The 24,883-nt window shown below is 45.7% G+C and carries 20 protein-coding genes and 2 pseudogenes; 18 read left to right on the top strand and 4 right to left on the bottom strand.

What is annotated here, in order from left to right; translation table 11 throughout:
- Positions 1–162: 162 nt before the first annotated feature.
- From LVJ88_RS10640 to LVJ88_RS10630, 4 genes and pseudogenes are all read left to right on the top strand, one after another.
- A complete protein-coding gene (locus LVJ88_RS10640; protein ID WP_085418374.1) occupies positions 163–1,440 on the top strand; it encodes a LysM peptidoglycan-binding domain-containing protein in 1,278 nt (425 codons plus the stop codon).
- A 216-nt stretch (positions 1,441–1,656) separates the two neighbouring features.
- Positions 1,657–2,547, top strand: a pseudogene (dprA, locus tag LVJ88_RS10635) (DNA-processing protein DprA); the annotation flags it as partial.
- Positions 2,548–2,649: 102 nt separating this feature from the next.
- Positions 2,650–2,802 (top strand): annotated as a pseudogene (locus LVJ88_RS12670) (DprA-like winged helix domain-containing protein); the annotation flags it as partial.
- Positions 2,803–2,817: 15 nt separating this feature from the next.
- The gene (locus tag LVJ88_RS10630; protein ID WP_054600472.1) at positions 2,818–3,273 is read left to right on the top strand and encodes a DUF494 family protein; all 456 of its coding nucleotides are present in this window, start codon (positions 2,818–2,820) and stop codon (positions 3,271–3,273) included.
- A gap of 106 nt (positions 3,274–3,379) precedes the next feature.
- On the opposite strand, the gene LVJ88_RS10625 is transcribed toward LVJ88_RS10630, so the two are convergent.
- Complete coding sequence (locus LVJ88_RS10625) at positions 3,380–3,577, bottom strand: CsbD family protein (protein ID WP_054600473.1); 198 nt, start codon at positions 3,575–3,577, stop codon at positions 3,380–3,382.
- Between the two features lie 538 nt (positions 3,578–4,115).
- On the opposite strand from LVJ88_RS10625, the gene LVJ88_RS10620 reads away from it, so the two are divergent.
- On the top strand, positions 4,116–4,274 hold the full coding sequence (locus LVJ88_RS10620) for a DUF1328 family protein (RefSeq protein ID WP_082403063.1): 159 nt from the start codon (positions 4,116–4,118) through the stop codon (positions 4,272–4,274).
- A 209-nt stretch (positions 4,275–4,483) separates the two neighbouring features.
- On the opposite strand, the gene LVJ88_RS10615 is transcribed toward LVJ88_RS10620, so the two are convergent.
- A complete protein-coding gene (locus tag LVJ88_RS10615; RefSeq protein ID WP_085418376.1) occupies positions 4,484–5,650 on the bottom strand; it encodes a polyamine ABC transporter substrate-binding protein in 1,167 nt (388 codons plus the stop codon).
- Between the two features lie 293 nt (positions 5,651–5,943).
- Between LVJ88_RS10615 and LVJ88_RS10610 the strand changes: the two genes are divergently transcribed.
- The 10 genes from LVJ88_RS10610 (at position 5,944) to tssG (ending at position 20,936) form a co-directional block, all read left to right on the top strand.
- A complete protein-coding gene (locus LVJ88_RS10610) occupies positions 5,944–6,462 on the top strand; it encodes an RNA pyrophosphohydrolase (protein WP_054600166.1) in 519 nt (172 codons plus the stop codon).
- A 211-nt stretch (positions 6,463–6,673) separates the two neighbouring features.
- A complete protein-coding gene (locus tag LVJ88_RS10605) occupies positions 6,674–8,656 on the top strand; it encodes a DNA topoisomerase IV subunit B (protein WP_085418377.1) in 1,983 nt (660 codons plus the stop codon).
- A 447-nt stretch (positions 8,657–9,103) separates the two neighbouring features.
- Positions 9,104–9,391 (top strand): co-chaperone GroES, encoded by a 288-nt coding sequence (gene groES / locus LVJ88_RS10600; protein WP_054600159.1) that lies wholly within the window; start codon positions 9,104–9,106, stop codon positions 9,389–9,391.
- A 78-nt stretch (positions 9,392–9,469) separates the two neighbouring features.
- Positions 9,470–11,113: a chaperonin GroEL gene (groL, locus tag LVJ88_RS10595; RefSeq protein ID WP_054600158.1), complete on the top strand. Its 1,644-nt coding sequence runs from the start codon at positions 9,470–9,472 to the stop codon at positions 11,111–11,113.
- Between the two features lie 352 nt (positions 11,114–11,465).
- A complete protein-coding gene (locus tag LVJ88_RS10590; RefSeq protein ID WP_054600157.1) occupies positions 11,466–11,729 on the top strand; it encodes a PAAR domain-containing protein in 264 nt (87 codons plus the stop codon).
- Positions 11,730–11,767: 38 nt separating this feature from the next.
- A complete protein-coding gene (locus LVJ88_RS10585; RefSeq protein ID WP_143773658.1) occupies positions 11,768–12,904 on the top strand; it encodes a hypothetical protein in 1,137 nt (378 codons plus the stop codon).
- A 291-nt stretch (positions 12,905–13,195) separates the two neighbouring features.
- Positions 13,196–16,453: an ImcF-related family protein gene (locus LVJ88_RS10580; RefSeq protein WP_085418379.1), complete on the top strand. Its 3,258-nt coding sequence runs from the start codon at positions 13,196–13,198 to the stop codon at positions 16,451–16,453.
- Complete coding sequence (gene tssA / locus LVJ88_RS10575; RefSeq protein WP_085418380.1) at positions 16,450–18,087, top strand: type VI secretion system protein TssA; 1,638 nt, start codon at positions 16,450–16,452, stop codon at positions 18,085–18,087. The genes LVJ88_RS10580 and tssA overlap by 4 nt, the downstream gene beginning before the upstream one ends.
- A gap of 9 nt (positions 18,088–18,096) precedes the next feature.
- Positions 18,097–19,869 (top strand): type VI secretion system baseplate subunit TssF, encoded by a 1,773-nt coding sequence (gene tssF, locus LVJ88_RS10570; RefSeq protein WP_085360123.1) that lies wholly within the window; start codon positions 18,097–18,099, stop codon positions 19,867–19,869.
- Positions 19,833–20,936, top strand: a complete 1,104-nt coding sequence (gene tssG / locus LVJ88_RS10565; protein ID WP_085418381.1) for a type VI secretion system baseplate subunit TssG — start codon at positions 19,833–19,835, stop codon at positions 20,934–20,936. Before tssF ends, tssG begins: the two co-directional genes overlap by 37 nt.
- Here the strand turns inward: tssG and LVJ88_RS10560 are convergent.
- Complete coding sequence (locus LVJ88_RS10560; protein WP_085356203.1) at positions 20,924–21,079, bottom strand: lipoprotein signal peptidase; 156 nt, start codon at positions 21,077–21,079, stop codon at positions 20,924–20,926. The genes tssG and LVJ88_RS10560 overlap by 13 nt on opposite strands.
- A 356-nt stretch (positions 21,080–21,435) precedes the next feature.
- Between LVJ88_RS10560 and tssJ the strand changes: the two genes are divergently transcribed.
- From tssJ to LVJ88_RS10545, 3 genes are all read left to right on the top strand, one after another.
- A complete protein-coding gene (tssJ, locus tag LVJ88_RS10555; protein WP_054600150.1) occupies positions 21,436–21,981 on the top strand; it encodes a type VI secretion system lipoprotein TssJ in 546 nt (181 codons plus the stop codon).
- Positions 21,982–22,395 carry a type VI secretion system baseplate subunit TssE gene (tssE, locus tag LVJ88_RS10550; RefSeq protein WP_054600149.1) on the top strand — a complete coding sequence of 138 codons (414 nt, stop codon included), beginning with the start codon at positions 21,982–21,984 and terminating at the stop codon, positions 22,393–22,395.
- Positions 22,396–22,713: 318 nt separating this feature from the next.
- On the top strand, positions 22,714–23,142 hold the full coding sequence (locus LVJ88_RS10545) for an EamA family transporter (protein ID WP_085360125.1): 429 nt from the start codon (positions 22,714–22,716) through the stop codon (positions 23,140–23,142).
- 208 nt (positions 23,143–23,350) lie between these two features.
- Here the strand turns inward: LVJ88_RS10545 and LVJ88_RS10540 are convergent, their stop codons facing one another.
- Positions 23,351–24,874 (bottom strand): DHA2 family efflux MFS transporter permease subunit, encoded by a 1,524-nt coding sequence (locus tag LVJ88_RS10540; RefSeq protein ID WP_085360127.1) that lies wholly within the window; start codon positions 24,872–24,874, stop codon positions 23,351–23,353.
- Positions 24,875–24,883 lie beyond the last annotated feature (9 nt).

Here is a 24,883-nt window from a genome sequence, read left to right as displayed (position 1 = left end):
ATCTCTAATGTAAAAATATGTGTGTTTGATGCTATGATAACGGCAATATTCAGTGATAAAATATTACGCAGATTTTATTACATGTCGTATCCGCAAAGAGCCGTTATGCTCATTGTTAAAGTTAATTAAAGACAATCAATTTCGATTTCAAGGGGAGCAGTTATGCAGAAACGTATTATAACCTTGCTTTGCACCTTAGGTTTGGCATTTTCGGGCCAAGCCGCGGCAGCCGGGCTGAAAGTCCGTCCCGATGCGCCTCAGCGTTATGTGGTCAAGCAGGGCGATACATTATGGGGCATTTCGGGCAAATACCTTTACAGCCCGTGGCAATGGAACCGCTTGTGGGGAGCAAACCGCAGCGAAATCCGCAATCCGCATATGATTTATCCGGGGCAGGTTTTGGTGTTGCGCTATGTAAACGGCCAACCGCGCCTTGGTTTTGACAACGCATCTTCCTATCGCGACGGTATTCCGGTAGTCAAATTGGCACCCCGGGTGCGCGAAGTATCGTCAGGCTACGGTATTCAAACCGTTAACGTGAATTTCTACCGTATGTTTATGCAGCATCCGCAAGTGATTCCGCAAATGCAAACACAAGATGCACCGCGTTTGATCGACGGCCCCGACAACCGCATCCTTTACAGCAAAGGCGACCGTGTATACGCCTACGGCATTACCGAACCGGGTCGTTATCTGGTGTATCGTGCCCGCAAAGATATTATCGATCCTGAAACCAAAAAATATTTGGGGCAAGAAGTGGTGTTCAGCGGTATCGTCAGCACGCTGCCTTACACCAACAGCGCTTTGGATGCCCGTAGTGAGAAAGATGCCCAATATCTGCCGAACAACGAATATTACACACGTCTGCATCCGTTGGTAAAAGTGCCTACCCAAACCGCACAGCCTATGGTGGTAGAAGAAGCCGTGTCTGAAGTACGCAAGGGTGACTTCCTGTTGAAAATGACGGATGAGCGCGACAGTTTCCAAATGATGCCGCATGCACCAAGCCGCCATATTGATGCAAAAGTCGTATCTATTTTTGACGGCGTGAGTGAAGCCGGCCAATTCCAAACCATTACCTTGAATAAAGGCGAAGCCGACGGCTTGGACAAAGGTACGGTTTTGAGCTTATACAAGCGCAGCCGCCAAGTAAAAGTAGATTTGGAAAACGGCGGCAAAGGCCGCAGCGTGGTGAAATACGTTTCTATTCCTTCTGAAGAAGTTGGGTTGGCGATGGTTTACCGCACCAGCGAACATTTGGCTTCAGCCATTATTTTGGAAAGCTTAACCAATATTAACATTGGTGATACTGCTTCAGAGCCGGGTCAAGATTTGGATAATATGTCAGACGATGCGAGACATGTGCCGAATGCACCACAAGAATCGCACGATACCGAGCATAATGAATACAATATCAAAAGCAATATTAATCTCTACTAAAACAAGCCTGTAATAGGCCGTCTGAAAAAGCACACAGCAATGTGTGCTTTTTTTATTGGTATTTTCACGACACATTTTCCCCTTTTTTTAGGCGGTTTCCGTAAATTATTCTTGAAAATGGTTAACAAACCATTACAAAAAATATAAAATACAAAACACAAAAATATCACTCACATTACTAATTTACGAGTGAATGCAAACATTACGGGGTTTGCCATGAATGATTCCGAAAGAGCCGCATGGATACAGCTTGCGCTTACACCCTATATCGGGGCTGAAAGTTTCTTGAACTTAATCAAGCATTACGGTACAGCTGAAGCTGTATTGGCCGCTCCGGCGGAAAGCGTGCGGCAGCTGGTTTGCCACAAACAAGCAGTAGCGGCATGGAAAGGAGACAACAGCCAAGCCGTTGCGGCGGCAGAAGCTGCGTTAGCATGGGAGCAGCAGGAAAATTGCCGTTTGATGTTGCTTTGCGACAACGACTTTCCCTTAATGTTGACAGAAGGCCTTACACCTCCGCCGTTGTTGTTTTTAAGGGGGCGTGTCGAATTGCTGCACCGTTCTTCGGTAGCTATCGTCGGCAGCCGACATGCCACGCCCCAAGCCATGCGAATCGCCTGTGATTTCGGCCATGCGTTGGGTGAAGAGGGTATCGGTGTGGTTTCGGGTATGGCCTCCGGCATTGATACGGCAGCCCACCAAGGGGCGTTAAGCACTAAGGGTGGGACTGTTGCTGTATGGGGAACGGGAATAGACAGGATTTATCCTCAAGCAAATAAAAATTTGGCTTATCAGATTGCCGACAACGGATTGATTGTTAGCGAATTTCCATTGAATACCCGCCCGTTGGCAGGAAATTTCCCCCGGCGAAACCGCCTGATAGCCGCTTTATCAAAAGCAGTATTGGTTGTAGAAGCCGCGCCCGAATCAGGTTCGCTGATTACAGCCAAACTGGCGGCCGATATGGGGCGGGAGGTTATGGCTGTGCCCGGATCGATTGATAACCCGCACAGTAAGGGTTGTCATAAGTTGATAAAAGAAGGTGCTAAATTAGTAGAATGTTTAGACGATATTTTGCTCGAATGTCCGCAATTGTTGAACTCAACAATTAGTCAAGATAAAACCGGGCAAATAAAATTGCAGCAACAAGGGCAGGAACAACAAACACATACCCAAACACACACACGGGGGCCGTCTGAACATCCGCTTTTAGCCGCAATGGGATACAGCCCTGTGCATCCCGACAGTTTGGCAGAGCAGCTAAACCTTTCTGCTGCCGATATATATGCGCAGTTGCTCGAACTGGAGCTGGAGAAAATCGTTTCCCCGATGCCGGGCGGACGCTATCAAAGAATCAAATAACAATAAGGATATATCATGGCTGATGTAATCGCCTTTTTAATCAAACACTTTTACGACTTGGAAGCCTGCCCGCCACCCTCAGACTTAGGGCAGATTCTAGAAGATATCGGTTTTAGTGATATTGAAATCAACCAAGCATTGATGTTGTTGGAAGTGTTGGCTAACAGCCCGGAGGTAGAAGAAACACAATACCGTAGCGGCGTGATGCGTGTTTACAGTTGGGAAGAACTGGAATCGTTACCTCACGACGTTGTGAATTTACTGTATTTCCTAGATCGTGTTCAGGCGATTAATGGAGAACAACGCGAATTTGTGGTGCACGCTTTGTTGCATTTGCCGCCTGACGAGATTACCGTAGACATGGCAAAAGTGCTGACTTTGCTAGTTTTATGGGCGCACAAATCGGAATTGCCTGCATTAATTGGTGAAGAGTTGATGATGGCTTTGCACGGTAAAGCAGTTATGCACTGATTATTTGTCGTCTGCACAAACTACCACGCTTTAAACAAATAAAAAGAAAAACCCGCTTTATGCGGGTTTTATAGCGATATTCGCGAGGATAGATATGTAGCAGCAATTAGTTGCTGTTCATCCAATCATCCAATTCTTTTTCAGCTTGCTCTTTGGTGTAACCATAGCGTTCTTGAAGTTTACCGGCCAATTGGTCGCGTTTTCCTTCTGCAACTTTCAGATCGTCATCGGTTAATTCACCCCATTTTTCTTTCGCTTTGCCAACAAACTGATCCCATTTTCCTTCGATTTGATCCCAATTCATCTGGATTCCTTTCTTTAACATTTATCTTTCTTTAACATTTATCTGTTGAATAATATAAAGTGTGTGATACACCGTTGCCGGTGTAGAAAACATTTAAGTGCAGTTTGTTGTGTTTTCAAGGAAATTGCAGATAATTTAACTAAATTAATTTTAAAAGATAAATAAAATCATAGACTTGGTTGTTTTATTTTTAAAATTGCTTACAAATTTGCAATATTTGTCAAAAATATTTAATGTTGCATTTTAGCTGTTTTATAAAAATTTATTTTTATCAATGAGTTATTTTTTTGCGGTTATGAGCTTATAACAATTTAATTCAAATTATTTACTTTTTATTGCTTTAAATTTTTGCTGTAGTGTGAAACCTTTTAATTTTATGATTTAGGTTAAATTATGCAATTGGAGAATTGTTAGGTGCATGTTACTGTGCATGTATTCCGTAGCTTCTGTATATCTGTTTAAGATGTGGGAAGCGGGAAAGCGGTATCACTCAGATGTCACACATCAGATTGTTTTAATTCAAAAAAGGAAAAAAACCATGTTACGTTATTCAATCATTTTCTTTGTTATTGCTATTATTGCAGGTATCTTCGGCTTCGGTGGTATCGCAGGTAGTGCTGCCGGTATTGCAAAGATTCTTTTTATCGGCTTTTTGATTTTGGCCGTGTTGTCTTTGATTTTCGGTCGTAAAAGATAAATAGACTTTTAAGGCTTAAATGAAATAAAGAATGAGGCCGTCTGAATACAGATGGCTTTTTTATTGTCTAAATATTTCGGCTTCTTATAAAAGTTGAGTGACTATATTTGTTGAAATGATGAGAAAAAAGCACCGCAATATGCGGTGCTTTTAATTATTTTGATTAAAGAAACATGATTAAAAAGCCATACCTTTCAAACTTTCGGTCTTTATTGGCCTGCCTTCAGTCCCTGCCATAGGCGGACACTCAGTTTCACCGCATCGGCTGATTTGGGCAAAACCACAAAGCTCTTGGCTTTTACTTCATCGCTCGGGAAGATGGAGTTATCTTCGGCAAATGATTTTTCCATTAAATCGCGGGCGGGTTTGCTGGCGGGAGCATAGGTAACGAAATTACCGTTTTTCGCAGCCACTTGCGGATCAAGCGTGTAGTTGATGTATTTGTGGGCGTTGGCGGTATTTGGGGCATCTTTCGGAATCATGAAAGAATCAATCCAGATACCTACACCGGTTTTGGGAGTGAGTACCTCGATGTTGACGCCGTTTTTGGCATCTTTGGCACGGTTTTTGGCAATATTCAAATCGCCGCCGTAGCCGATGGCCACGCAAAGGTTGCCTGCTGCCATATCGTCGATATAGCCTGACGAGCTGAAGCGTTTAACATCGTGGCGTACTTTTTTCATCATATCGACAGCCGCTTTCAAATCGTCAGCATTTTCGCTGTTGGCATCTTTGCCGATGTAATTCAAACCGAGCGGAATTTGTTCGGTCGGGCTGTCGAGAAAGCTGATGCCGCACGATTTCAGTTTGGCCGTGTATTCGGGGTTGAATACCAAATCCCATTCGTTTTCGGGCAGTTTGTCGGTGCCTAAGGCTTTGGTTACTTGGTCTTTATTGATGGCAAGCGTATTGATGCCCCAGAAGTAGGGCACGGCATATTTGTTACCCGGATCGACTTTGTCCATCATAGACAATAATTCAGGATCGATATTGTTGTAGTTGGGAATTAAATTTTTGTCGATTTCCTGATAAGCGCCGGCTTTGATTTGGCGGCCTACGTTGGCAATCGAGGGGGCAACCAAATCGTAGCCTGATTTGCCGGTAAGCACTTTGGCTTCGAGTGTTTCGTTGCTGTCGTAAAAGTCGTAGCGTACTTTAACGCCGTTGGCTTTTTCAAATTCGCTAACGGTAGCAGGATCAACATAATCCGACCAATTGTAGATATTGAGTTTGCCTGTTGCGGGTGCGGCAGCTGTTGGCTCCGCGGTGCTTGAGGCCGTGTTCTCTGCGGTTTTTTGTGAATCGGTATTGCCCGAGCCTCCGCATGCGGCTAAAAATAATCCTGCCGCAGCAGAAACCAACCAAGTTTTTTTCATGTTCTTATCCTTTAAAAAACGTACCGTAGGCGGTACAAAAAAATATAAACCATGCAGAGGCAGTGAGGCTGCGTGCAGCAGGGCGAATTAAACGGCAAAATCCTTTGAGATGCAAGACCTTACAACGTAAAAACAAACATTTTTTAACACGGCTTCGGATAGGTTTTTCATCATAAACAATAATTTTTTCAGACGGCCCCGAACGGGAGGCGCCGCTTGTGGATAAATTTGTCAAACCGCTCGCATTTATGGGAAAATCACGCGATTGGATTTTACGCAAAGGGCGACAAAAAATGCTGGATAGAGAAGGATATCGCCCCAATGTCGGTATTATATTGACCAACGACCGCAACGAAGTATTCTGGGGCAAACGGGTGCGCGAGCATTCGTGGCAGTTTCCGCAAGGCGGCATCAAGCCGGGCGAAAGCCCCGAAACGGCGATGTATCGGGAGCTTCTGGAAGAAGTCGGCCTGCTGCCGCACCACGTTAAGATACTCGGCCGCACGCGAGACTGGCTGCGCTACGACGTACCTACCCATTGGGTGCGACGGGAATGGCGCGGCTCGTACCGCGGGCAAAAGCAGATTTGGTATCTGCTGCGCTTGGTGGGCCGCGAAAGCGACGTGCATCTGCGCGCGACCAGCCACCCCGAATTCGACGGCTGGCGTTGGCATCAATATTGGGCACCGATAGACGAAGTGATTGATTTCAAACGCGGAGTATATGAAGGTGCATTGAGCGAACTTTCCCGCTTTCTGCGCGGTTTGGAAACGTTGGAAGAATTCACCCGCCGCCAATTGGAACTCAAATAATCCCTCCGAACGCTTTCAGGCCGTCTGAAAGCGTTTTTTATTTTCAGACGGCCTCATCTGCTTCAATGCCCGTTCTGCTTTTCCGATGCCGTCTGAAACCCCGTTTAAATCATGTTAAAATCCCGCCCGATTGCAAGATTTTCTTATTTTTCAGACGGCCTGCCGCAAGAGACCGTCTGAAACTGCTTAAACATTTGACTGCGTAACCCTCATGACCACACCCCAATACAGCGAATCCAGTATCACCGTCCTCAAAGGCTTGGAGCCGGTAAAAGAACGGCCGGGCATGTACACCCGCACCGACAGCCCCACCCACATCTGCCAAGAGGTGATCGACAACGCCGCCGACGAAGCGCTCGGCGGTTTTGCCGACGAAATCAAAGTGGAAATCCATGAAGACGGCTCGCTTTCCGTGCGCGACAACGGGCGCGGCATTCCGGTGGGGCTGCATCCCGTCGAAGGTTTGCCGGTGGTGGAGCTGGTGTTCACGCAGCTTCATGCGGGCGGTAAGTTCAACAAGAAAGACGGCGGCAGCGCGTATGCCTTTTCAGGCGGCCTGCACGGGGTGGGTGTGTCGGTAACTAACGCGCTTTCCAAACGCCTCGAAGTGACCGTGAAGCGCGAAGGCAAAATCCACCGCATCGTGTTTGCGGGCAGCGCGGTGGTCGAGCCGTTGGCCGAGGTCGGCAAATGCGCGGTGAAAGACAGCGGCACCGAAGTGCGCGTGTGGCCGGACGGCAAATATTTTGAAAGCCCGCAATACAGCATCGCCGAACTCGAACGCCTGTTGCGCGCCAAAGCGGTGCTGCTGCCGGGCGTTACCGTGTCGCTCACCCGCCCCGTCAAAGGCCAGCACGAACCGCATATGCAGACATGGCATTACCCCAACGGCCTGAAAAGCTATCTGCTCGACTTAATCAGCGAGGCGCAGGAAGCCGTGCCGGTATTCGCTTCGGAAAACTATATTTCAGACGGCCACGACAGCGATTTCAGCGCGGGCGAAGGTGCGGCGTTTGCACTCACTTGGCTGGAAGAAGGCTCGTGCAATAGCGAAAGCTATGTGAACCTGATTCCCACCCCGCTCGGCGGCACGCACGAAGCCGGTTTGAAACAAGCCGTGTTCCAAGCGGTGAACAACTTCATCAACCACCATAACCTGCTGCCGCGCGGCGTGAAAGTGCAGAGCGACGACGTGTTCGGCCGCGTGGCATTCGTGCTGTCCGCCCGCGTGCTCGACCCGCAATTCCAAGGCCAAACCAAAGATAAGCTCACCAACCGCGACGCGCTCAAGCTCGTCGCCGCCGTGTCGGGCGACCCGCTGGAATTGTGGCTTAACCAAAACGTCGAAGCCGGTAAAAAAATCGCCGAACTCGCCATCAAGCAGGCGCAGGCGCGGATGCGTTCGGTAAAAAAAATCGAGAAGAAAAAAGGCAGCGGCGTGGCCGTGCTGCCCGGCAAACTTACCGATTGCGAAAGCGAAGACATCCGCGAAAACGAACTCTTCTTAGTAGAGGGCGACTCGGCAGGCGGCTCGGCCAAACTCGCGCGCGACAAAACCACCCAAGCCATTTTGCCCTTGCGCGGCAAAGTGTTGAACAGCTTTGAAGTGCATCAAGACCAACTGTTCGGCAATGCCGAAATCCACGACATCGCCGTTGCCATCGGCGTTGACCCGCACGGCGCGAACGACAACCCCGATTTAAGCGGCCTGCGTTACGGCAAAATCGCCATCCTCTCCGATGCCGACGTGGACGGCTCGCACATCCAAGTGCTGCTGCTTACCCTGTTTTACCGCCACTTCCCCAAACTGGTTTCAGACGGCCATATTTATGTAGCCCAACCGCCGCTGTTCCGCGTGGACGTCAACGCACAAGGCAAAAGCAAACCCGCGCGCAAATTCTACGCACTCGATCAGGGCGAATTGGACGGCATTTTGGAGCGGCTGCAAAAAGAAGGCGTGAAAGAAACCGCCTATTCCATCAGCCGCTTCAAAGGCTTGGGCGAGATGAACCCCGACCAGCTCAAAGACACCACCATGCACCCCGACACCCGCCGCCTGTTGCAGGTGCAGATTCCCGAAGCGGCGCACGAACAAACCCACAGCATCTTTGTCAAACTGATGGGCAAAGGCGAAGCCGCCAGCCGCCGCGCGTGGATGGAAGCCGAGGGCGATACGGCGGAAGTAGACATTTGATTTCAGACGGCCTTCTTGGTACAAGAGGCCGTCTGAAACAGATTACGGCTTTTACCTTAAATCAATACAATCAAAAATAAACAAAATCAGTTTTTATAAGCAGAGCAGGCCGTCTGAAAAGAGGTTTCAGACGGCCAAACACCTTCGTGGAATTTGAATTTTTTGAATTTAAGGTATGTCGGTTTGCACCGGCACGGCTTTGATTGTTTGCTCAGGGCAGGCGCCTCTCTCAAACCACATTTCCGCTCTTCTCATTTGGCCTTCTGAACGCGAAAGAAATTTGTACAAAAGCACACAACAGGGCTTGAATTTACCGTTTACAGCCTTATTTTGCCTTTCGTTCATACTGGAAAATGTTGGGCTTACCCTTCATGCACAACATTTCATTTTTTAACAGCCTGAATATTCAGGTATTTGTTTGACTATTTATGATATTGGAGCATACACATGACCATCCGTCCCTTACACGACCGCGTAGTTGTGAAACGCTTGGAAGCTGAAGAAAAAACCGCATCAGGCATCGTATTGCCGGGCGCAGCCGCCGAAAAACCCGACATGGGCGAAGTGATTGCCGTGGGTGCGGGCAAAGTCGGTAAAGACGGCCAACGCCGTGCGCTGGATGTGAAAGTCGGCGACAAAGTGATCTTCGGCAAATACAGCGGCCAAGCCGTGAAAGCCGACGGCGAAGAGCTGTTGGTAATGCGCGAAGAAGACATCTTCGGTATCGTGGAATAATCGGCAAACAACATTGTTCAGGCCGTCTGAAACGGTTTCAGACGGCCTCGTAAAGCATTCATTATTTGGAGAATCAACATGGCAGCAAAAGACGTACAGTTCGGCGCAGACGTGCGCCAAAAAATGGTAAACGGTGTCAACGTATTGGCCAACGCCGTTAAAGTAACTTTAGGCCCGAAAGGCCGCAACGTCGTGGTAGACCGCGCATTCGGCGGCCCCCACATCACTAAAGACGGTGTAACCGTAGCCAAAGAAATCGAATTGAAAGACAAATTCGAAAACATGGGCGCGCAAATGGTGAAAGAGGTAGCCTCTAAAACCAACGACGTGGCCGGCGACGGTACCACCACCGCAACCGTTTTGGCACAAGCCATCGTAGCCGAAGGCATGAAATACGTTACCGCCGGTATGAACCCGACCGACCTGAAGCGCGGTATCGACAAAGCCGTGAACGCTTTGGTTGACGAGCTGAAAAACATTGCTAAACCTTGCGACACTTCTAAAGAAATCGCCCAAGTAGGTTCGATTTCTGCCAACTCAGACGAGCAAGTGGGTGCCATCATTGCTGAAGCGATGGAAAAAGTGGGCAAAGAAGGTGTGATTACCGTTGAAGACGGCAAATCATTGGAAAACGAATTGGACGTAGTAGAAGGTATGCAGTTCGACCGCGGCTACCTGTCTCCTTACTTCATCAACGACGCTGAAAAACAATTGGCTGCGTTGGACAACCCGTTTGTATTGCTGTTCGACAAAAAAATCAGCAACATCCGCGACCTGTTGCCGGTATTGGAGCAAATCGCCAAAACCAGCCGACCGCTGCTGATTATTGCCGAAGACGTTGAAGGCGAAGCATTGGCCACTTTGGTGGTGAACAACTTGCGCGGCATTCTGAAAACCGTTGCCGTTAAAGCCCCGGGCTTCGGCGACCGTCGCAAAGCCATGTTGCAAGACATCGCCATTTTGACCGGCGGTACTGTGATTTCAGAAGAAGTCGGCTTGTCTTTGGAAAAAGCCACTTTAGAAGATTTAGGCCAAGCCAAACGCATCGAAATCGGTAAAGAAAACACCACCATTATCGACGGCTTCGGCGATGCAGCACAGATTGAGGCGCGCGTAGGCGAAATCCGCCAGCAAATCGAAGTAGCGACAAGCGATTACGACAAAGAAAAACTGCAAGAGCGCGTAGCCAAATTGGCCGGCGGTGTGGCGGTAATTAAAGTCGGTGCGGCTACCGAAGTGGAAATGAAAGAGAAGAAAGACCGCGTAGAAGATGCCTTGCATGCAACCCGCGCCGCCGTTGAAGAAGGCGTGGTGGCAGGCGGAGGCGTTGCCCTGCTGCGTGCCCGTGCCGCTTTGGAAAAAGTGGAAACTTCCAATGCCGATCAAGACGCAGGCGTGCAAATCGTATTGCGTGCCGTGGAATCTCCGCTACGCCAAATCGTGAAAAACGCCGGCGGCGAGCCTTCTGTGGTGGTTAATAAAGTGTTGGAAGGCAAAGGTAATTACGGTTACAACGCCGGTAATGACACCTACGGCGATATGTTGGAAATGGGTGTCTTGGATCCTGCCAAAGTAACCCGTTCAGCCCTGCAACATGCCGCTTCGATTGCCGGTTTGATGCTGACTACCGACTGCATGATTGCCGAAATCCCCGAAGACAAACCTGCTATGCCTGATATGGGCGGCATGGGTGGTATGGGCGGCATGGGCGGTATGATGTAAGAGGCCGTCTGAAAAAGCTTGACCAAACCAAATCCCGCATGCTCGGCATGTGGGATTTTTTTTATGTTGTCTGTTAGGGCATCAAGCCGTCTGAAAGCACGGCATGAACAATAGAGACCTTTACAATCTTTTTGATATGCCTGCACTCGCCACATTGCTACGCTTTGAACTGTATCTATATCGGAGAGTTCCGTAAAGGCATCAGTAATGTGTTGTATTTCTTTCTACTTTTATAGGAAAAAATAAGTGAAAACGAAATAGCCATGGTTTCCGGTAGTGCTGATTTGTGAAAATATGATAAAGCAATGTAGAATGCCGACATTCTATTTATCAGTTTAAAGAAAGATACTATATGAAAGGAATCATCCGTTTGGGTGATGCGACTACTCATGGCGGCAATGTCATCCAAGCCTCATCTCAAATGATTATTGACGGCAAACCGGCTGCTTTGGTCGGCGATATGGTGAGTTGCCCTGTGCCCGGGCATGGCGTAAATCCCATTATCGAAGGAAGCAGTTTTATGTCGTTTCAAGACAAAGCGGTAGCCGTTGAAGGGTGTAAGTGTGCTTGCGGCTGTGCATTGATCAGCAGTATGCCTTCTGTGGGGAGCGACTGATGGATTGGCCGATTCCCGATATTCCCGAAGTGGTGAAGTTGGAAAAATACCGTTTCGATAAGCCTTTATTCTGGTTTTTAGGGCTGTTTGTTTTATTTTTGCTGTGTGTGCCGCTTGTATTGTCTTTATGGCAGGGCAGACCTTATTCATTACTGTTTTGGTGTTTGCTGTTCGGTGTGCCTGTGTTGGTATGGGGAAGTATACGGCTGATGTTTTTTTCTTGGGAATACAGCCGAAAAAGCCAGTTTGATGCTTGGGAAGTAGAAAAAAACAGAATCCGCCAGCATTGGCAAAATTGGGCTCAAAAAAGTATAGCTGTGGTTGGCTCCGGTATCTATTTGCCCGAAAGCTTAAACATATCCGATATTATGGTTCAACAGGGGGAGTTGAGAAAAGGCAGCCCCGCCGTATTTGACCGTGAGGATAAGGAAAACGAGGAAATTAGGGAAGACATTTTCAGAAGTTTTATTGAATTTATTGAGAGCACTTTAGCGGTTCTGCCTTATAAGGAATTAACCGTTTATTTGGATTCTGCATCTGAATATTCAAGAAGTGATGATTTTCAAGCTCTTTCTGATTATTTGAACGGCACCGGTGCTTTAGGAGATGTACAAACCGAAGTCGGTTTGTTGGAAAACGGTGCAGATGCCTTAGGTGATTGGATTCAAAATTCATCTGAAAAATTAATCGTGGTTCTATCTTTAGCATTAAATGATGATGAGGAAAATGCTCTGCCTGAAAGTGCAGCGTGGTTTGCATTGGTATCTAAACAATCTGCCGAAAAGCAACAGGCCGGTATTCAAGGCTATGTATCCAGACAGATCGGATTAAGCTATGACGATGATGAGGCCTTGGGCGAGTTGGTCAGAAAAAAATATGCACCTTACGCATTAAAAGGAAAAGAGCCCGGTGCCATGTGGTTGGGTAATATTGCTTCCGATAAACTGCCGGTTCTGTTTGAAAATCTTTACGGAGCAGGGTTGAGCTTTTGGAAGGGAAAAAACAGCATAGATGTTTTTACGGTTGACCGTTATTTTGACGAAGCGGCCAATACCTATTGGTTGGCGTTGTGGTTTGCTCTCAACAGCGACACATCGGGCAAAGATATTTTATGGTTGGCCGGCCATGAACAAGGAGCATATTTAGGGCTGATTTCTTTTCCAAATAATGCGTAATCAATTATATCCGGAATGTAAAACTAAGTTGTGGTAAAAAGGTTTCAGTAGTGCAATCACGCCAATATCATAAAAATACCGCTCAACATAAACTAATTGATTTTTTCATGCGTGTTGAATAATCTTACGGCTGCGAGGAAAGTTTTTAATCGTTTGTCGTATTGATAAATGGTTGAATAAGCTTGTCTATTAAAGGAATTTTAATAAAGACATTCAAAAAAGGAATCGCAAGATTCCTTTTTTATTTCAGTTTAGTTTTACTCTTGTTGGATTTTTTGGAAATTAAAAATCATGAGACCACTTTTTCTGGGTTTAATCTTGCTTGCTATCAGCATTCTTTCAGGATGCTTGGTTTTCTTTTTCGGAGCCAAAATCGGCCTCGAGGGCTCAATGCAAAAAACAGTTGTTTGGGTATGTTTGGTATTGATAGCCTCATTAATTTTTTTAATGCCGATGGCCATCCGTTATGTGTGGTCCGGCTGGTCGGGAAGATATTCGGGAGCAAGAAAATTAATCACAGAAGAGTTACAAGATGAGTCTTCAGAGTCAATCCGCCTGCTCGGTAATGCGCAACGGTGGGAGCAATTGCAACAGATTTATACTTTGACTACCCAATATAAAAACCACAGAAAACCTTGGATATTCGTTGACGGTTCCGATGAAGTGGTTTTGCAGGCTTTCCCTGAAATTAAACATCACTTATGGGTAGAAAGCCATGCTGCCTTTTGGATTGATATTCATGCACCGGAGCCGCTTGAAGGGTGGGGTGGCCTGCGTGGTAAAGGCGTGCAGCCCGCGGAAGGTATAGTGTATTTATCCAATGACATGAATGAAGCGGAAAATTTTGCCGGAAGCATCAAAACGTTTATGGATAAACTGGGCTGGCTGTTACCGGTAAACATGGTTTATGTGGATAGAAGCAATCAAAATGCCCAACCTTTTTCTATTACTCACAATGTTTTGGAATCGAAACAGGAAAACATTCAGAAAGATTTAGAGAAATTTGCTTTTGAACTATCCGGAATGGGTACTTTTTCGATAGAAGAGCGCCACACATCAGTTGCACCGGCTTTGTTGTCGCAAAAATTGCAGGCTTCAAACGGCATGATTGCGGAAAAACTGTTCTTGAATAAACAAGAAATGGGTAAAACAGACAGTTTGAATACGGTTGCTTTTGTTTATTCAAGGCAACAAGACATGTTGCCCGATTTGATTTATCAGTCTTTTAACAGCATTGTAGGCTTTAACAAAGCCAAAAAGTTGAAATGGACTCAACCGGATAAAATTTATGGCGGATTAAGTGTTTTGGCGGTTTTGGCTGCAACGGGCTTCTCGGTGGCTGCCTACAACAGCCATCAAGACATGGCTGCATTGCAACAGAGCATCGTGCAGTTAAAAGAAAACCCCTCTTCACTCAATAATCTGGCCGGTTTGATTGATCTGCAAAAACAGATTGTTCATCTTGAAGAGAAAAAATCTACCGCATCAGGAAAAGCACTTGCCGCTGTGGGCTATGATCATTCCCAAGAATTGCTGGATACAGCTTATCTTGAATACGGAAAAGCCGTTAAGGGAGTTGTGGTTGCACCTGTACTGCAGAAATGGACCGAGCATCTGTCTTACTTGGATGAATATTCCAAAACTAATACACATAATAGTGAAGAGTTTTACAATATTCTCAAGGCCTATTTAATGGTAACCGACAGAATAGACAAAGTTGATGCACCATTTCTTGCTTCACATATGCTTCTGATTTTTGATGGATATTTATCGAAAAGCGAGCAGGTTAAAGAAGTGGTTGCCTTTTTTACACAACGGCTTCCCCAGCAACAGCATTGGATTTCGCCGAGCGATCGCGGCTTGGTAGATAACAGCCGTCAGATTTTGGCTGAATGGATTGGTGATGTACAAACAGAAGAACATGTTTATCGCAAAATTTTGGAAGAAGGAATCCAAAAATTTCCAAGTGTCTCTTTGGCTGAGATTCTGAAAAGAGATATTCAGAACGAATGGACGGTTTCAAAAAAACTGCCGGGTATTTTCACCCCGGAAGCATGGCGTAAATATATTCAACCGGCTTTTGAAGCGGCAGCTAAGAACAATCATGCTGATGATTGGGTATTGGCCGGTAAACTGCCTTCTTCTGAAGTGAATGAGATTGCAATTAATGGTTTGAAAGAAAAGTATTTTTCTGAATATGCATCGGCTTGGTTTGATGTGCTTAACAGTATTTCATGGGTTGGCCGTAACAAGAGTTTGGAAGCTGTTAATCAATTGCATGTTTATGCCGATCCTCAGCGTTCACCTTTGGTAGCTCTGATGGGGGTTATTAAAGAAAACAGCATGATTGATGCGAAAAGAATCCCAATCAATCAAGCGGTGCTCGCTAAAGCCGAGAAAGTTGCCGCAGCAAGAATATCAACCCGTAACCGCCAGTTGGCTTCTGCGGCATTGGAAAGCCAGTCGGAAAGAGTCAATGCTGTTCAAGATCAAGTGCAGGACTACATACAGGGGCCGCTATACGATAAATTTTCGACCTTGTTGCAATTGGTAGATGCCGGAGTGAACCCCAAAAGTGATTTGAGTTTGCAACGCTATTTGGAAAAAGTAACGGCTACCAAGCAAAGATTGATCCAGATTGTAGGCTCATCCGATAGCGGGGGGGCTGCCCGTATAGCCGTCCAAGGAGTTATGTCGGGTGAAGAAAATGAGTTTACCGATGGTTTGCAATATGCACGTTTGGTTGAAGCAGGTGTCGGCGATAAATTGCTTGCCTTTGCAAACAATGTTTTTGTTAAACCTTTCCATGTTTCATGGGGAAGTTTGTCGGGAGCTGCGCAGGAAAATATCAATTCTATGTGGCATCAGAATATCATGTCTGCCGTTGAAGCAGATATGGCCGGTAAATATCCGTTGAGTGCAAGTGAGATTGAAGTGGCTATCCCGGTGCTTGCTAAGTATTTCGAGCCGAATAAAGGAAATTTCGATCAATTTATTCAATCACAATTAAAAGGTATTCTCACCAAGCAAGGGCATCGCTGGGTTGAAGTTCCCGGTCAGGAATTTAGAGTCAATAAAGATTTCCTGAATCAGATTAATAAGATTGGTCAGGTTTCAAATGATTTGTTTGTAAACGGAGAGGCAGGTTACACCTTTGAGTTAAAACCGGCTCCGACTGCGGGCGTCACTTCATTCACTTTAATGCTCGACGGACAGTCATTGAATTACTTTAACCAAGAAGCGGAGTGGAAAGCTTTCAGATGGCCCGGCGATATGGCTGCCTCAGGAGCGTATATTACTTGGGAGAGCGATGCTTCCGGCATCAGAAAAAATATTGAATTCAATGGCCGTTTCGGATTCATCCGATTATTGGATAAGGCTAGGGTAACGCCGATTGATAATGGAACTTATTTGGTTGAGTCGGAAGTGGATCATAATCTTGCCGTTCGCTTCTATATCCGTACCAATACAGGTAAAGGGCCTTTGGGTTTGCTTGAGATGAGAAACATACGCATTCCGAGCCGGATTTTTGAGGTTTCTTCAAAATGATTGTTCCGGATTGGATTAAATCGGTTTTGGGGGACAATCCAAGTTCACAGGCTGAAGAGAGATTGGGAGCTTGGGCAGGTTGGCTGGCTCCTATTTCCGAAGAAGCGCCGGCCGGTAGTGATGTCAGCTACGATGATAACTTTGAAACAGTTAAATCGGAGTTGGCAAAATTAAGCGGGATAGATGTCGAGCTCATTATCCGTTTAAGCGAACAGTTGCTCAAAGAGCAGGCAAAGGATCTGCGCGTAGGAGCTTACTATGCTTACGCCAAGCTGCGTTATGAAGGCTTGTCGGGGTTTTCAGACGGCCTCGAATTGATATGCGGTTTGATCAAGTCATTCGATTCTGACGTTTGGCCCAAGAAACCCCAGCAAAGATATACGGCTTTATCTTGGCTAATGGGCAACAGAACGCTCGATATTTTAGATACGTTGGAGATTAATGATAAAGAGATTTTCAATCGAACATTATCTTCGCTTATTTACTTGCAAAACTTGTGTATGGGCTGGGAAGAAAATGCCCGGCCGGGTTTCGGAGCTATTTTAGAGAAGCTTGAGCAGGCGTCTTTCCGATTCAATAGAGAAACTCCAAACGTTTCAAATGCACAAAAAGCGGAAGAAGGTGACTCTGCTGAGCAACACGCCCACATAGTACCCGGCACAGGGGAAAAACAGACACAAATAACACTGCCGTCTGAAACAACAGCGATTAGCTCCAGCAAAATGTTGCTGGATCAAACCCGGGTAATAGCTGTGTTTTTAAGGCAGCAGGAATACGGTTATTGGTCGGCATTTAAAATGGTTAGGGCTGTACGTTGGGGTACTTTAACCAGCAGCCCGCCGGCGGTTGATTCAAAAACACGTTTGAAAGCTCCGAGAACCGATGTTGTAGCTGCCTTGCAAAGGTTAGACAAAGAAGAAAATTGGTTAGATCTGTTGGAAAAGGTTGAAGCGGCTTTTTTAGAGGGGGCAAATCATTATTGGCTTGATTTGCAATACTATGCATGGAAAGCCCAAACCGCTTTGGGCGGTGTTTATGTTAGTCAGACAGCCTCTTTTTTAGCGGATTTTGCTGCTTTTTTGGAAAGATGCAGCGGGTTATCAGGATTGCTCTTTGATAACGGTATGGCCTTTGCGTCCGATAATGTATTGGAGTGGTTGGAGAAACAAGTATTCAAACCAAGCTATGTCAATAGTGCGCAACCATTGGCTCAAGTGATGGAAAGTGCCGTTACAACCGAAAACAACCAATATGATGAAGCGGTAGTGATTGCAGAGGCGTCAGGTATTGAGGCTGCTATGGCATGGCTGTCTGACCACCCCCAGCTTCAACACGGCAAATTTTTATGCCGTAAGCTTTTTTGGATGGCAAAATTGGCTGATGCTTATCAGAAAACCGAATGGTCGCTATATCTGTTGGATAGGGCTGCGGAAGAAATGCAAAGCATGGCCGTAGAAGTTTGGGATAAAGAGTTTGCATTCGATTTGTATAACCTGCAATGCAGTTTTTTACAGGCGAAAGTAAAGCGTAAAGACATGCAGCACGAAAAAAATAAAATCATGGAGCAAATTTCCGATCTTCAAAACAGATTGATCAAAATTGATGCCGCAAAAGCTTTAGCTACCTTGTATTAGGTTACGGATATGTCAGACCCTACCTTAAAATATTTTGAAGAAGAGATGCGTTATCTGCGGGAAGCCGGTTTGGAGTTTTCTAAGTCTTATCCCGACCGCGCAGCGCTGTTGAATATAAATCGTTTGGGAACAAGAGACCCTTATGTAGAGCGCTTGTTTGAAGGATTTGCATTTTTAACAGGCCGTATCCAGCAAAAATTGGATGACGATTTGCCTGAGCTGACGGAAAGCTTGGTAAATATGTTGTGGCCGCATTATTTAAGAATGATTCCTTCGTTAACCGTGCTGGAATTCCAACCTGATTTTAAAACATTGCAAGGTAATCAAACTGTTGCCAAAGGAGTTCCCATCCAATCCGAAGCCGTGAGTATGGAGGATAGGCAAACCCGTTGTATATATCGAACCACCAATGATGTTCTTCTGACACCGCTAAGAATTTTATACAGCACGTTGGATCATGATCTTAACGGCCGCAGCATCATCCGCATACAGTTTAAGTTCGGTGAGCAGATGCAGAGACAGCAATTGGATATTTCCAAATTACGGTTATACATATCGGCTGAGGAACCGGTAGCATTTGCATTACGCCATGCTTTGTTGCATAACGTGGATGGCGTAGGTTTGAATTTCAATGGGCATAAATTTTTCCCTGATCACCGTATCACATTCAAATCGGTAGGATTTGGCCCACAAGATAGGTTATGGAATAAAGAGCATAACAGTTTTTCGGGCTATCAAATGCTTTTGGAATACTTTTGTTTCAAGCAGAAATTCTTTTTTATAGATTTGGAAGGCATTAATTTTGAAGATATTCCGGAATCTGCTTCAGAGTTTTCTTTAGATGTCGTGTTGTCTAAAAATTATCCGGTAGAGCTAAAGTTTGATGCGGATGCCTTAAGGCTGCACTGTACGCCTGCTATTAATCTTTTCGAGATGGAAGCAGAGCCGGTAAGGGTTGACCACTTGAATCATGAGTATGTGATCAAGCCTTTGCTTCACGACAGTATGAACGTTGAAATATATTCGGTTGATGCGGTAGACGCTTTTAATCATCATAACGGTGCCCGCTACCAATATGTTCCCTTTTCATCTTTCCAGCATCGGGGCGGTTTAATGAAATACGATGCTCCCGAGCGTTATTTCCATACTAGGGTTAAGCAGGGCGTGGGGGGGAAATACGAAACCTATTTGATGTTGGGCGGACATTCTTGGGAAAAGCAAAATCCTTTGCCGTTTGAAACATTGTCTTTGAAAGTAACCGGCACCAATGGAAAAATTCCCCGCAAAACATTAAGGGAAACACAAATCAGAGACACATCTTCAGGTATTCCCAACATTAGTCAGGTTAGGAATCTGCTGACGCCTACACTATCATGTTATCCGCCTACGGAAGATAGATTTCAATGGCGTATCTTGTCCCATCTTGCTCCTAACTATTTGTCGTTAATGAATAAAGATACTTTAAAAGGTGCGCTGGCTATATACGATTGGACAGAAGACGAGCTCAATAAACGAAAAATAAACGGCATTTTGGATGTTGCCCATCAGCAAGTTAGAAGGCTTGATAAAGGTGCCGTTCAGCGCGGCGTACACATTACGCTTACGCTGGATGAAGATGCTTTTGAGGGAGATGCAGAGATTTATCTGTTTGGAGAATTACTTAACGAATTTTTTGCCATGTATGCAGATTTAAATCTTTTCACCCGTTTTACGATCAAATCGCTGCCCTCGGGAAAACAATATAAATGGAAAGACAGCAAAGCTACTACCGTTCGGTTTTAAACACGGCTAACTTAGCGGCAGAAGACAATAAAGAAAAGAAAGAGCAAGCCAGTTGGGAAATACCGAATCCCGAAAGAGTATTTCAAAGAAATGCCGATAACGTATTTTGCAGCATTCTCGGGCAGAACATAGTTGATGCCGCAGAAAAAATGAATTTTTTCCAATTTTGTTATTTGTTGGAAAAAATGAGCGGAGATGATTCAGACGGCCTCCATCAACATATCAGGTTTCGAAGAGTTAAATCTTTGGCGTTTCCTGCAGGAGAAATTGCAGCAGTAGATACGGAATCATCTTCAATACCTTCGGTTTATACCACTTTTCTCGGTTTATACGGGGTAGATTCGATATTGCCGGAGTATTTTTTAAATGATATTGCTACCGGAAAAGAAGGATCCGCAAGCCTTGCCGAATTTTTAGATATTTTCAACCACCGTATCAGTGAGTTGTTTTATCAGGCTTGGAAAAAATACCGTTACCCTTTTCAGTTTTTAATTGGAGGTAAAGACAAAACCTCATTAACCTTGCTTCATTTGATAGGGCAAAGTTTAAAAGAAAACAGTAAAGATTTACTCCAACCTTTATTGGATAGCAAGATTTTAGGTTTATTGGGTGTGTTCCACCAGCGTACACGCACGGCAGACGGAATCAAAAGCATCGTGAACTATATTTCTCCGTTTTCAATCGTGGAAGTATCTGAATTTCAGCCCCAATGGATCAATATTGGAAATGATAACAAGTTGAGTAAGGGTGCATTAAAGCTTGATGGAGGAAGTGCAGTAGTCGGGAGCAGGTTTAAAGATTGTAATCATATGATTCATATAGATATTGCACCTTCTTCGTATAAAGATATGGAAGATTTGCTGCCTGGGCAGGATTTGCACCGCCAATTATTGGATTTACTGAAAATTTATTTGGGATACCAAACTGATGCGGCCATATATTTGAATATGAAACGCGAATGGATAGGCCAGACACGGTTGGGCGGAACACAAATGCTGAAAATCAACACGGGCTTGGGGGCTGCTAAAGAGGATAAGCGCATCAAAATCGGCCACTATACATGCTGAGACCTTTGCAAAACCCTCAGATGTGGATGCAGTTCAAGGCGTAGCAGCACAGCGAGTGCAGACATATCATATAGATAGGCAAACGAGCGAGCAGCGCATAACGCAGAAATGCGCCGCAGATGGGGGTTTTGCAAAGGTCTCATGCTGATAGAATGTTGATATCCGATTGTATGAAATATTGGTATTGCCGGAAAATGCTCCGCTTGCTTGTGACAAACATGACGTTTTTCTGACGATATATATTGTGATTGTGGTGTAAAAACAACTATATATTGCAAAATAAAATATCAAACGCTTTGGAATAAAGGGCTTAAAGGTTGTGTCGGTTTATGTTAAGCAACAGAAGTGTTAAAAAATTATCATCATACGTTAAGCGGCCGAGTCTTGAGCTAAAATATCCGGCAGTTGTTTGCTGAATTAGCTATTGCATCTCCGAATGATAATATAAGCAAACGTTTTACCACTCATTAATTTAAATAATTCAATAACGGGTTAAACCATGAAAGCAAAGCTTAACTTCAAGAAATATACTCAAATCGTTATGTATGGCCTGCTGTTGGCAGGCCTTACCGGCTGCGGTGCATGGCAAACTGTTAAAGACGGAACAGTGAAAACATCCAGCAGTATATTTTTTAGCAAACTCAAAGTGTTAAAGCTGGATATTATTGCACGCCATGGTGTGAACCAGACGGAGCGGGGGCAATCGTTATCTACGGTAGTCAGAATTTACCAACTCAAAGACAATCAAAGCTTTGATGCTGCTGCTTATCGTGATTTGTTGAATCAAGATACTGTTTTATTGGGTGATAATCTGTTGGCCAGCAAGCAGCTGACATTTCGGCCCGGAGAGGCTATCAGCGTAGATGAAGAAATTCATCCGGATACCAAGTATGTTGGTCTTGTGGCGTTCTTTAACCGTGCGGATGACAGCCAAACTTGGAAGGTTCTTATTCCCAAGAAAAAATTCTCCAACAAAAAAGCCTTGGTAATTGAGCTGAAAGAAGTTGGCCTATACATGCAAGACGGAAAGAAAGCCGATAAATAAATGGAAGCCGGCCTGTATGAAAAGTTGACCGGCTATTATTCAGACGGCCAAAGAATGGAAGATTTGCCTGACAGTTTGCAGCTGGTAAAAAGCGTATTAGACAATATGCAGCGTATTCTCAATACGCGCAGCGGAGCGTTAAAGCATATTCCTGATTACGGTATTCCTGATCTCAGCATGGTGTATAAAAATCTTCCTTCAAGTGCTAAAGACTTGCGCAGCCATATGTATGCCACATTGCTTAAATACGAGCCGCGCTTGACCGGATTGGATATTAAACTGACCGAATCTAAAGATAATTTGATGATTTTGTGTTATCAGTTGGAGTGCAGAATTGAAAAAGTGGGTTCGGTTGTGATTGATACTTATTTTATGCCCGAAGGCGTGGTTAATGTGCGGCAAACCAAGCGTTGAGCAAAATATGTGAATGATTGAAAAGTGATCTGTTATCAATAAATAAGGTTGTGGAAAGTTTTATTACGATGAATAATCGCTGAAGTTGCATAAGGTGCTTCAGCGATTTATTTTTGTCTGTTAATGCAATATTGACTTTATTCTTAGAAAAACCTTTGCAAAATTCCTATGGTTAATCAACTTAAGAAAGAGTACATAAATCATACTCGGGCTTGAGCCGAGAGCAATGCACTTGTTACCGAAATTAAGTTAGTTTGGCTATATGGCTTGCTGTGCTGATTTACAAAGGTTTCAGGCCGTCTGAAAAAGGAAATCAACATGTCGCACGCTTGGTTTTATTGGGCATTGGCTTCAGCTCTTTTTGCAGCGTTAACGGCGATTTTTGCCAAAGCCGGTTTGCAGGGGATTGATTCTGACTTTGCTACATTTATCCGTACATTAGTGATTGTGGCGGCTTTGGCGGTGTTTTTAACGTACACCGGTAAGTGGCAGGGGGTAGGCGGCTTTTCGGCGAGAAATTGGGTTTTCCTGATATTGTCCGGTTTGGCTACCGGCTTTTCTTGGTTGGCGTATTTCAAAGCTTTGCAGCTGGGCAATGCTTCTCAGGTGGCGCCTGTTGATAAATTCAGTTTGGTTTTGGTGGCATTGATGGCAGTGGTGTTTTTGGATGAGCACCCGTCTGCACAAGAATGGATCGGGCTGGGCTTGGTTACAGCCGGTGTACTGGTGTTGGCTTTGAAACATTAACGTGGAAGTTTAAGCCGATAATGTTGTCTTACTGCGCTTTATCTGCTCTTGATGGCTTTGTTTCAATATAGTCAGCCAACTTAATTCCACCACGGTATTGCTCGCCTTAGCTCAAAGAGAACGATCGGCTATATATCAAAATGACGGCCGTCTGAAAATATGTTTTTCAGACGGCCTTGATGATGCGGCCACGGTTTGCGTTTTCTTGTTAATGATGGCCGGGCGACGAACCGAAAGGCGGTTTGGCCAGCCAGATAACGGCAATCATCGCAATGAATAAAAGGCTTGAAACCCAAAAAATTTCATTGGAACCCATGATAAAACCCTGTTGCGTAATGGCGCGGGTAATGCTTTCCAGGCTTTGCTGTGAAGACATGCCTGTTTGGGCAAGGTTTTCTACTGCAAGGTGGGTTTCGGTTGAATAAGGGGTAATGTGTTCCGTGAGCCTGGTGTGGTGCAAGCCTTCTCTTCGCTCCCACATGGTGGTAACGACCGATACGCCGACCCCGCCCATAAATACCCTTAAAAAATTCGATAAACTGCTGGCAGAGGCAATTTGCGGCCCCTGCATCCGCGATAGGGTAATGGTGGTGAGGGGGAGGAAGAACATGGCCACGCCTAATCCTTGCCAAAATTGCGGCCAAATGACGTTCGACATATCCATGCCGGTGTAAAAGTTGGTGCGCCAGTAAAAAGTACAGGCAAAAACCAAAAAGCTTGCGGTAACCAGCCAACGCATATCGATGCGGTGGCCGAATTTTCCGATAATCGGCGACAGCAAAATAGGCAGAAACCCTACCGGTGCGGCAACCAGCCCGGCCCAGGTTGCAGTGTAGCCTAAGTTGGTTTGCAATACCAAAGGCAGCAAGGTAAGCGTGCCCATATAAAGCATGAAGCCCAAAGAAGTGGCGATAACGCCTACGGTGAAGTTGCGGTCTTTAAACAGCGATAAATCGACAATCGGGTGCTTCTCTCCCCATTCCCACACGATGAAATAAGTGAGGCAAACAACCGCGGTAACGGCAAGAATGATGATTTCTGCCGATGCGAACCAATCCAGCTCTTTGCCGCGGTCGAGCATCATCTGTAAAGCACCCACACCGATAACCATCAAGGCCAAGCCTGTGTAATCTATGGGCGTTTTTTTGATTTCCGTTTCTCTCGCGCCCAGCTGCCTCCATGCGATCCATGCCGCTGCAATGCCTACTGGTATATTGATGAAGAAAATCCAGCCCCAATGCCAGTTATCGGAAATCCAACCGCCCAAAATCGGCCCCAGCACCGGCGCAACCACAACCGTCATCGCCCAAAGTGCGAGGGCGAGTGTGCGTTTTTCCGGCGGATAAGAGGCCATCAGCAGGCTTTGGGACAAGGGAATCAGCGGGCCGGACACGAAGCCCTGCAACACTCTGAAAAATACCAACAAGGGCAAGTTGGGAGCGATGCCGCACAGCCATGAGGTAATAACAAAGCCGATAACCGCAGTCAGAAAAATTTTCACTTCGCCGAAGCGTTTGGCGAGAAAGCCGGTGAGCGGCACGGAAATGGCATTTGCTACGGCAAACGAGGTAATCACCCATGTGCCTTGGGTGGTTGCCGCGCCTAAGTCTCCGGCGATAACGGGAACGACAACGTTGGCAATGGTGGTGTCGAGCACTTCCATAAACACCGCCAAACTTAGGGCCAGCGTTACCCATACCAAACTGGCGCCTTTTAAGGGAGGGTGGGTCATCATTTCATA

Origin of the sequence: Neisseria dumasiana (assembly GCF_022870885.1) — a bacterium.
Taxonomy (GTDB): domain Bacteria; phylum Pseudomonadota; class Gammaproteobacteria; order Burkholderiales; family Neisseriaceae; genus Neisseria; species Neisseria dumasiana.
The sequence above is the reverse complement of the archived record's forward strand: the minus strand, read 5'-3'. Positions and strand labels throughout refer to the sequence as shown.